10 protein-coding genes are annotated in these 8,978 nt (G+C 39.9%); 2 read left to right on the top strand and 8 right to left on the bottom strand.

All coding sequences use genetic code 11. The features are described 5' to 3' along the window. The 7 genes from QMF79_RS09015 to QMF79_RS09045 form a co-directional block, all read right to left on the bottom strand. Positions 1-1,041 carry an FAD:protein FMN transferase gene (locus tag QMF79_RS09015; RefSeq protein ID WP_281773582.1) on the bottom strand — a complete coding sequence of 347 codons (1,041 nt, stop codon included), beginning with the start codon at positions 1,039-1,041 and terminating at the stop codon, positions 1-3. Positions 1,042-1,646: 605 nt separating this feature from the next. Next, positions 1,647-2,876: an NADH:ubiquinone reductase (Na(+)-transporting) subunit F gene (gene nqrF / locus QMF79_RS09020; RefSeq protein ID WP_281773583.1), complete on the bottom strand. Its 1,230-nt coding sequence runs from the start codon at positions 2,874-2,876 to the stop codon at positions 1,647-1,649. A 10-nt stretch (positions 2,877-2,886) separates the two neighbouring features. Then, the gene (gene nqrE, locus QMF79_RS09025) at positions 2,887-3,483 is read right to left on the bottom strand and encodes an NADH:ubiquinone reductase (Na(+)-transporting) subunit E (RefSeq protein ID WP_281773584.1); all 597 of its coding nucleotides are present in this window, start codon (positions 3,481-3,483) and stop codon (positions 2,887-2,889) included. Position 3,484: 1 nt separating this feature from the next. Then, positions 3,485-4,108 (bottom strand): NADH:ubiquinone reductase (Na(+)-transporting) subunit D, encoded by a 624-nt coding sequence (locus QMF79_RS09030; protein ID WP_281773585.1) that lies wholly within the window; start codon positions 4,106-4,108, stop codon positions 3,485-3,487. Then, the gene (locus tag QMF79_RS09035) at positions 4,108-4,881 is read right to left on the bottom strand and encodes a Na(+)-translocating NADH-quinone reductase subunit C (protein WP_281773586.1); all 774 of its coding nucleotides are present in this window, start codon (positions 4,879-4,881) and stop codon (positions 4,108-4,110) included. The genes QMF79_RS09030 and QMF79_RS09035 overlap by 1 nt, the downstream gene beginning before the upstream one ends. Continuing rightward, positions 4,881-6,134 (bottom strand): NADH:ubiquinone reductase (Na(+)-transporting) subunit B, encoded by a 1,254-nt coding sequence (locus tag QMF79_RS09040; protein WP_281773587.1) that lies wholly within the window; start codon positions 6,132-6,134, stop codon positions 4,881-4,883. The genes QMF79_RS09035 and QMF79_RS09040 overlap by 1 nt, the downstream gene beginning before the upstream one ends. A gap of 2 nt (positions 6,135-6,136) precedes the next feature. Continuing rightward, positions 6,137-7,465 (bottom strand): Na(+)-translocating NADH-quinone reductase subunit A, encoded by a 1,329-nt coding sequence (locus QMF79_RS09045; protein WP_281773588.1) that lies wholly within the window; start codon positions 7,463-7,465, stop codon positions 6,137-6,139. Between the two features lie 195 nt (positions 7,466-7,660). Between QMF79_RS09045 and QMF79_RS09050 the strand changes: the two genes are divergently transcribed. Together QMF79_RS09050 and nfuA are read left to right on the top strand one after the other, a co-directional pair. Next, positions 7,661-7,888 (top strand): hypothetical protein, encoded by a 228-nt coding sequence (locus QMF79_RS09050; protein ID WP_281773589.1) that lies wholly within the window; start codon positions 7,661-7,663, stop codon positions 7,886-7,888. Positions 7,889-7,897: 9 nt separating this feature from the next. Beyond that, entirely contained in the window at positions 7,898-8,497 is a 600-nt protein-coding gene (gene nfuA / locus QMF79_RS09055; RefSeq protein WP_005706873.1) for a Fe-S biogenesis protein NfuA, read from the top strand. Positions 8,498-8,604: 107 nt separating this feature from the next. Here nfuA and QMF79_RS09060 read toward each other — a convergent pair. Next, the coding region (locus QMF79_RS09060; protein WP_281773590.1) for an NAD(P)H-dependent oxidoreductase at positions 8,605-8,978 on the bottom strand (374 nt) is incomplete at its 5' end.

The following is an 8,978-nucleotide window of genomic DNA, read 5'->3' on the forward strand; positions in this document are numbered from 1 at the left end:
CTATTTAGATTCGATAAGTTTTTGAAATTCGCTCGACATTTGGGTTTCGAAATTATCACCTTTTTTGATGATTAAAAATACTGCTAATTTCTCTTTTTCAGCGATTGCTAATGCCTTTTCTGCACCAAGCACAAATAAGCCTGTAGATAAGCCATCAGCGGTCATTGTAGTTGGCGCAAGAACAGTTATCGAAGCAAGATTATGACTGACAGGGCTAAGCTTTGCGGGGTCGATAATATGAGACATACGGCTACCATTTTCATCTTCGAAATAGTTGCGGTAGTTGCCTGAAGTTGCCATTCCTAAATTATGCAATGGAGCGATGATTTGCACCGATTCACCTTGGACTAAAGTCGGTTGCTCAATTGCAATTCTCCACGGTTCATTTTGTAAATTGTTGCCCTTGCCACGCAATTCTCCCCCAATTTCAACTAAATAGTTGCTTATACCTAATTGCTCTAAATATTCGGCAAGTTTATCTACGCCAAAACCTTTGGCAATCGAAGAGAGATCGAGATAAAGCCCTTTTACGCTTTTAGTGAGCGTTGGCTTTTCACCCGTCATATCAAGATTGAATTTATCAATCCCTACCAAGGAAGCCCGTTCTGCAATTTGTGCTTCGCTTGGTACTTTGTTTAAGCGTTTATCTGGTCCGAAGCCCCATAAATTCACAAGAGGGCCGACAGTCACATCTAAAGCCCCAGCAGTCACTTTATTAAGTCGAATCGCTTCTTGCACTACTTTGGCAAAATCTTTAGAAATTGCAAAAGGCTGATTGGCTTCAGTATTGTGATTAAACTGACTAATCTCCGAATCTTTTTGGTAAGTGGACATTTCGTCATTTACCGTTTTGAGCAAACCATCAAGTTGCTTTTGCACTTCTTCAGCTTTTGGGAGTTGTACCTTACCATCATCAATATATTTAACGTGATAGGTCGTTCCCATAGTTTTACCTTCAAAAGAAATTTGTTCTGGAGCTTTTTCGCAAGCGGTTAAAAAAAGTGAACCGACTGCAAGAAATAAAAAGGATTTAAGTTTCATTATTCTACCGTTTTGGCTGATAAAGGTTTATTTAACAAAGGAAATTCTTCGTAGCGAGCTAATATGATCTGTTTAAAGCTGTTACTACAACTTGCCCAATCAATCAGATCCACTTTAAACGGTAAATCTGAATCTGAAAAAGCGTCTTATAATTCTCTCTGCTGGTGAATCGTTCGTGGTGTTTTCGTAAGCAATGCCAAATTTAAGTCAGATGAGAAGCGATGTTTTGCATTTTACGGTAATTTAGCTAATCTTCTATTGTTTAAATCCATATTGCATAGAAAAGCATAGCACATCTCTAAAATCAAGCACTATCAATATCTAAATTATTTGAAACATACGTTTTAGTTGGCGTTTGAGCATTTTATGTCTAATTCATAGACAAACCAAAATTTTTTAATTACTCCTGCGATCAATGTATCTTGTATGCTTAACTGTTGAGCATTAAACCATTCTTAATTTTTCAAGATTTTTTAGGTTTCTTCCAAGTAAAAACCTTTTCAAGTGCAGTTGTATCTAATATCTCTGTCATTGCTTATATGTAATAAGCGGTGCGATTTGCAAAACTTTTTACAAATCGAACCGCTTTTATGGATTAAGTGAGATTAACCACCGAAATCATCTAATAAGATGTTTTCGTCTTCCACACCTAAATCTTTCAGCATCTTGATTACCGATGCATTCATAATTGGTGGTCCACACATATAGTATTCACAATCTTCTGGTGCCTCATGATCTTTTAAGTAGTTTTCATAAAGTACATTGTGGATAAAGCCTGTGTAACCAGTCCAGTTATCTTCAGGTAATGCATCTGACAACGCCACATGCCATACGAAATTATCGTTTTCAGCTTGGAGTTGGTCGAAGTCTTCTTGATAGAAGATTTCACGTTTAGAACGTGCACCATACCAGAATGACATTTTACGTTTTGAGTGTAAACGTTTTAACTGGTCGAAGATGTGTGAACGCATTGGTGCCATACCTGCACCACCTCCGATAAATACCATTTCTGCATCAGTTTCTTTCGCGAAGAATTCACCGAATGGACCAGAAATAGTCACTTTATCGCCCTCTTTTAATGACCAAATGTATGAAGACATTTGACCTGGAGGTGCATCTGGGTTACTTGGTGGTGGCGTTGCAATACGCACGTTAAGCATAATAATGCCTTTCTCTTCTGGGTATGAAGCCATTGAGTAGGCACGAATGATATGCTCATCCACTTTAGAGACATAACGCCAGAGGTTATATTTGTCCCAGTCCTCGTGATACTCTTTTGGAATATCGAAATCTTTATAATTAACTGTATGAGGTTCGGCTTCAATTTGGATATAACCACCTGCACGGAATGGCACTTCTTCACCCTCAGGAATCGCTAATTTAAGCTCTTTGATGAAGGTTGCTTTGTTATCATTAGAGATAACAGTACATTGCCATTTTTTCACGCCGAAGATTTCTTCTGGAAGTTCAACGTCCATATTGCCTTTTACGTTTACTTGGCAAGATAAACGGTAACCTTCTTTGGCTTCACGTTTGGTGATGTGAGAAAGTTCAGTTGGAAGGATTTCTCCACCGCCTGATTTTACTTTCACGATACATTGACCACATGAGCCACCGCCACCACAAGCGGATGATACGAAAATCCCTTTGCTCGCTAAAGCACCAAGTAATTTGCCGCCCGCTGGAAGGGTGATTGATTTTTCAGGATCGTCGTTAATGGTAATGGTGATGTCACCCGAATCCACTAACTTAGATTTTGCTAAAAGGATAAATACTGCAAGCACTAATACAAGGGCAGTAAATACCACGATACCGAAAATAAAATTACTATCCACGATATGCTCCTTATAATTGAATGCCTGAGAATGACATAAAACCTAATGCCATTAAACCTGCAGTGATAAAGGTAATACCTAAACCGCGTAAACCTGCTGGCACATCTGAGTATTTCATTTTCTCAGTTAAACCGGCAAGCGCAACGATCGCTAACATCCAACCTGTTCCTGCTCCAATACCATACACAATAGATTCGCCAAAGCTATATTCACGTTGAACCATGAATGATACGCCACCGAAGATCGCACAGTTTACAGTAATCAACGGTAAAAAAATACCTAAGGCACTATAAAGTGCAGGGAAGTATTTATCTAATACCATCTCAAGGATTTGCACGATACCTGCAATCACACCGATAAAAGTGATGAAGTTTAAGAAGGTTAAATCTACGCCTTCTACTAATGCACCATCTTTTAAAACGTGTTCGTAAACTAATTGGTTTGCAGGTACAGAAATACCTAATACAACGATTACCGCAATACCTAAACCAAAAGCGGTCGAAACTTTCTTAGACACCGCAAGGAATGTACACATACCAAGGAAGAAAGAAAGTGCCATATTCTCAATGAATACGGATTTTACAAAAATACTGAGTAATTCTTGCATCTTATTTCTCCACTTGTTCAGGTTTCCATGTTCTGATACCCCAGATCACGAAACCAATAATAAAGAATGCACTTGGTGCTAGTAAGAATAAACCGTTTGCTTGATACCAACCACCATCTTGAATAGTTTGGAAGATAGTCATCCCAAAGAGTTTACCTGAGCCAATAAGTTCACGTAAGAAAGCTACGATTACTAACATTGCACCGTAACCTAAACCATTACCGATACCGTCAACGAAGCTTTCGACGGGGCCTGATTTCATTGCGAATGCTTCTGCACGCCCCATTACGATACAGTTAGTAATGATCAAACCAACAAATACCGATAACTGTTTTGAAAGTTCATAAGCATAAGCACGTAAAACTTGGTCAACCAAGATTACTAATGATGCAATAATCGCCATTTGCACGATGATACGGATACTATTTGGAATGTAGTTACGGATCATTGAGATGAACATACTTGAGAAAGCGGTTACTAAACTTACCGCAATCGCCATTACCACCGCAGTTTTTAACTGTGTAGTTACCGCCAATGCAGAACAGATACCTAAAATTTGTAATGCAATTGGGTTGTTATCAACCACTGGCGATAACAAGAGTTTTTTAAGGTTGTTGCCTGCCATTAGTTAGCTCCTGCTGTTGCTTTAAATTTCGCTAAGAATGGACCAAAACCATTTTGACCGAACCAGTATTTGAATGAGCCATCCACACCGTTTGAAGTTAAGGTAGCACCTGAAAGACCATCAATACCGTGTTCTTTATTTGCTGATGCACCTTTACCGACGGTTAAAGCCACATTACCTTGTTCGTCAAATAATTTTTTGCCTACAAAGTGTTTTTGCCAGTTTGGATTTGCAATCTCACCACCAAGACCAGCGGTTTCACCTTGTTCATAGTAGGTAATGCCATTGATGGTATTTGCATCTGGTTGAACTGCCACAAAGCCGTACATAATTGACCATAAACCATTACCATACATTGGTAATACGGCTTGGCTCACTTTACCTGTTTCATCTTTTACAAGATAAATTTCAGCATATTTTGCACGCACTTTAATGTTTGCTTTGTCATCTGCTTGGGCAATTTGCACGCTTTGTGCAGGATCTTTTGCTGCTGCTTTTGCATCAAAGTTAGTGATATCATCAACATAATCACCTGTTGCTAAATCTACAATTTTTGGCTCAATGAATTTTGCGTAAGTGTCTTGCACATTGGTATTTTCTTGCATTAAACCAGCCGCTTGTAAGATGTTTTTCTGTTTATCAAGCTGTTTTTGGATCTCTTGTGTTGGTTTTAACAACACCGCAGCACCTGCTACGATAAGAGAACAAACTAAGCTCAACAATACAACTACGGTTAAAGTACCACCAACACTATCTTTATTAAATTTAGCCATTATGCAGTTTCCCCCGTTTTTACGGCAGTTCTCACTTTTCTGCGTTTAATGTTACCTTGAACCACTAAGTAGTCGAAGATTGGTGCGAACAAGTTAGCGAATAAGATTGCTAGCATCATACCTTCTGGATACGCAGGGTTTACGACACGAACAAGCACCGCCATGAAACCGATTAAAATACCGTACCACCACTTACCTTTATTGGTAAATGATGCAGATACTGGGTCGGTTGCCATAAAGAACATACCGATTGCAAAGCCACCTAACACAAAGTGCCAATGCCATGGCATTGAGAACATTGGGTTAGTGTCTGAACCGATGATGTTAAACATCGTTGCAGTTGCCGCCATACCGATCATTACACCTGCAATGATACGCCATGACGCAATGCGTGCGAACACGATGATTGCAGCACCGATAATTAACGCAAGAGTTGAAACCTCACCCATTGAACCAGGTAAGTTGCCTAAGAACGCATCCATCCAAGTAATTGGTTCACCTGTTGCCACGTGTTTAAGTGCTGCTTCGCCGCCTTGTGCCCATTGTGAAAGTGCAGTTGCACCTGAGAAACCGTCCGCAGCCGTCCAAACTAAGTCCCCTGAAATTTGTGCTGGATATGCGAAGAATAAAAACGCACGACCTGCTAACGCTGGGTTCATAAAGTTTTTACCTACACCACCAAAGACTTCTTTCGCAACAACTAAACCGAAAGTAATACCAAGAGCGGCTTGCCATAATGGTAATGTTGGTGGAACGATTAACGCGAACAAAATGGTTGTTACGAAGAAACCTTCATTCACTTCGTGACCACGAACGATAGCAAATAATAATTCCCAGAACATACCCACTGCGAATGCGACGATATAGATAGGTAAGAAGAAAATCGCACCCAGAGCCATTTTGCTTCCCCAACCTGCTGCAGAAGTTAAGTCAATTCCGATCGCTTGCGCTAATGCATAGTGCCAGTCATTTGCAATTACTTGTTGCAAGTTTCCTAAACTAGTAATCGCTTGAATTGATTGGTGCCCCACGTTATACATACCGTAGAATAACGCTGGGAACAATGCTAACCAAACGATAATCATCATACGTTTTGAGTCTAAAGCATCACGTACGTGAGTCGTTTTTTGCGTTGCTGTACCTGGTGTATAGAACAAAGTAAATACCGATTCAAATAAAGGGTATAATTTTGCGTATTTACCACCAGGAAGAAACGCGGGTTCCATTTTTTCAAAAAGATTTTTCAAACCCATTTCTAACCTTCCTTCTCAATCTTGTCTAATGCTTGACGCAAGAAGAAACCGTAATCGGTTTTACCTGGACAGACGAAAGTACATAACGCCAAATCTTCTTCATCTAACTCTAACGCACCTAATAATTGTGCTGAGTCTGTATCGCCTACTTCTAAATCACGAAGCAAGTGTGATGGAAGAATATCTAACGGCATTACACGCTCATAGTTACCGATTGGTACCATTGCACGGTGACCACCATTTTCAGCCGTGGTGAAGTTAAATAACTTACGACCGAAGTGACCTAATACCGTACGCGTAATTGAGAATTTGTTTGCTTGTGGAGAAATCCAGCCCATAAATTCTTTTGTTGTATCTTCTGCAATCACAGACACTTGTAATGCATAACGACCTAAATAATCGTGAGCCCCTTCCGCTTTCGCACCATAAAGTACAGAACCTGAAATCACACGATTATTACCTGCATTTAGTTCATTTGCAGTTAATTGTGAAAGGTTCGCACCAATGCGAGTACGGATTAAACGAGGATTTTTCACTTGCGGGCCTGCAAGAGCCACCACTCGGTCTGTGAATAATTCACCAGTGGTGAATAATTTACCGATAGCGATCACATCTTCATAGTTCAAGTGCCATACTTGTTTATTGATGCCTACTGGATCGATAAAGTGAATATGCGTACCCACAAGACCTGCTGGGTGAACGCCTGCAAACTCGTGAACATTCACACCTTTTACAGAAGGCACATTTGAACCCGCTTTTTTCACTAAATTGATTTTGCCTAATTTAGTTAAAACGGTTAAACCGTGCTCAAAATCCGCTTTATATTCGTTAATGATCACAGTTGGATCTGCCGCTAATGGGCTTGTGTCCATCGCATTCACGAAAATAGAAGATGGCGTTGCATCTAATGTTGGTACTTTGCTAAATGGACGAGTGCGTAACGCAGTCCATAAGCCAGATTCCACTAAATTTTGTTTTACTTGCTCAGCTGTTAAAGAAGCTAATTGAGCTACTTCATAGCGAGTAAAGGTAACTTGCTCATCACCCTCAACTTTGATCACTACAGACTGAAGAACACGCTTCTCACCGCGGTTGATTGCAACCACAGTACCGCTTGCAGGAGCAGTGAACACCACGCCAGCATTCTTTTTATCTTCAAAAAGCACCTGACCTTTCTTCACTACATCACCTTCACGTACCTTCATTGAAGGACGCATACCTACATATTCTTCGCCAAGGATCGCAACTTCCGTCACGGTATTGCCGTTATGGATTACTTGTGCTGGAGCACCTGCAATAGGTAAATCCAAGCCTTTTTTGATTGTAATCATATTATTTGCACTACTTCTCTTGGGTTAAAAAATGATTGCGAACAATCGCAATCGCGTATTGAGTCGTAACTAATTTAATCATAAGCGAATTCCCCCACTTATAATTAAAGGTTACAAAAAGTTCTCAAATCGTTTCTGCATCCTCTCGAAAATCAATCTCAAAGATACAAAATAAAACGCCCTATTCTACCTAAAATGGCAAAAACTTTCTATAAAATCCCTACTTTTTTACATTTTACTCTTGAAAAGTTTGAACTTTATCAACATTTTACTCAGAAAATTTTAACAAATACCTCAAATAAGTTATGCATTTTTGAAATAAAAGCAAGTAAAACTATCAAAGAAATTGACCGCTTAACTAGCCTAAAACCGCTTTTAGGCGTAGAATATCCAATAGTTTTAGTCAAATATTTAGCAGATTAGAGAGAAAAAATGGAACAAGAACAACTTACTCACATCACCATTTCTGAAGATGCCCAAGCCCACTTCCGCCGCTTATTGGAGCAGCAAGAAGAAGGCACAAATATCCGTATTTTTGTGGTTAATCCAGGCACACCTGGTGCAGAATGTGGCGTATCTTACTGCCCACCAAACGCAGTAGAAGAAACTGATAGTCAATTTGACTACAATGGCTTTTCTGCCTTTGTGGATGAAATTAGCTTACCATTCTTAGATGAAGCGGAGATAGATTACATCACCGATCCAATGGGCTCACAACTGACCCTAAAAGCCCCCAATGCCAAAATGCGTAAAGTGGCAGACGATGCGCCATTTATTGAGCGTTTAGATTATGTAATTCAAACCCAAATCAACCCACAATTAGCCAGTCACGGGGGTAAAATTACCTTAATTGAAGTTACCGACAACAAAATCGCTATTCTACAATTCGGTGGCGGTTGTAACGGTTGCTCAATGGTTGATGTTACCTTAAAAGAAGGTATTGAAAAACAATTGCTTGCAATGTTCCCAGAAGAACTTGTAGGCGTAAAAGATGTGACCGAACACCAACGTGGAGAGCACTCTTATTACTAAAAATAAATAGAGATTCTGTAAATTGATCTGCCCCAAAAAGTTAACTAACTTGTCCAACTTTTTGGGGGCAGATCAAAGTGCGGTCAAATTTCAACGTATTTTTGCAATTAACCAAACACTTTTTCTAAGTGTGCTTGGTAGTCCGCTAAGTATTTTTCTACTTGTGGATTTTTAATCACATCGTTACATAAGAATGTCGGCAGACGGGTAAGGCCGATGAATTCGTTGAGTTTGTGGAAGTACATGTACAAGGCGTCCACGCCTTTGCCTTCGAAGAAGTCGCCTTCGCGGGTGAAGGATTCAATCGGGGCATTCCAAGTAAGCGAAAGTATGTATTTTTTGCCTTGCAATAAACCGCCTGTGCCGTAGCCTTCAGTCGGATTAACACGATGGCGGCCATCACTGTGGTAAAGCTTGCCGTGTCCCGCGGTTAATACTTCGTCTATGTATTTTTTCACTGTCCAAGGTTCGTGCATCCACC

The sequence above is a fragment of the Pseudohaemophilus parahaemolyticus genome (assembly GCF_938021905.1).
GTDB lineage: Bacteria > Pseudomonadota > Gammaproteobacteria > Enterobacterales > Pasteurellaceae > Haemophilus_A > Haemophilus_A parahaemolyticus_B.

Bases quoted from the DNA above. Each gene is read 5' to 3' on its own strand.
- QMF79_RS09015 (WP_281773582.1), bottom strand. From the start codon at position 1,041: ATGAAACTTAAATCCTTTTTATTTCTTGCAGTCGGTTCACTTTTTTTA.
- nqrE (WP_281773584.1), bottom strand. From the start codon at position 3,483: ATGCAAGAATTACTCAGTATTTTTGTAAAATCCGTATTCATTGAGAAT.
- QMF79_RS09030 (WP_281773585.1), bottom strand. From the start codon at position 4,108: ATGGCAGGCAACAACCTTAAAAAACTCTTGTTATCGCCAGTGGTTGAT.
- QMF79_RS09035 (WP_281773586.1), bottom strand. From the start codon at position 4,881: ATGGCTAAATTTAATAAAGATAGTGTTGGTGGTACTTTAACCGTAGTT.
- QMF79_RS09040 (WP_281773587.1), bottom strand. From the start codon at position 6,134: ATGGGTTTGAAAAATCTTTTTGAAAAAATGGAACCCGCGTTTCTTCCT.
- QMF79_RS09045 (WP_281773588.1), bottom strand. From the start codon at position 7,465: ATGATTACAATCAAAAAAGGCTTGGATTTACCTATTGCAGGTGCTCCA.
- QMF79_RS09050 (WP_281773589.1), top strand. From the start codon at position 7,661: ATGGCAAAAACTTTCTATAAAATCCCTACTTTTTTACATTTTACTCTT.
- nfuA (WP_005706873.1), top strand. From the start codon at position 7,898: ATGGAACAAGAACAACTTACTCACATCACCATTTCTGAAGATGCCCAA.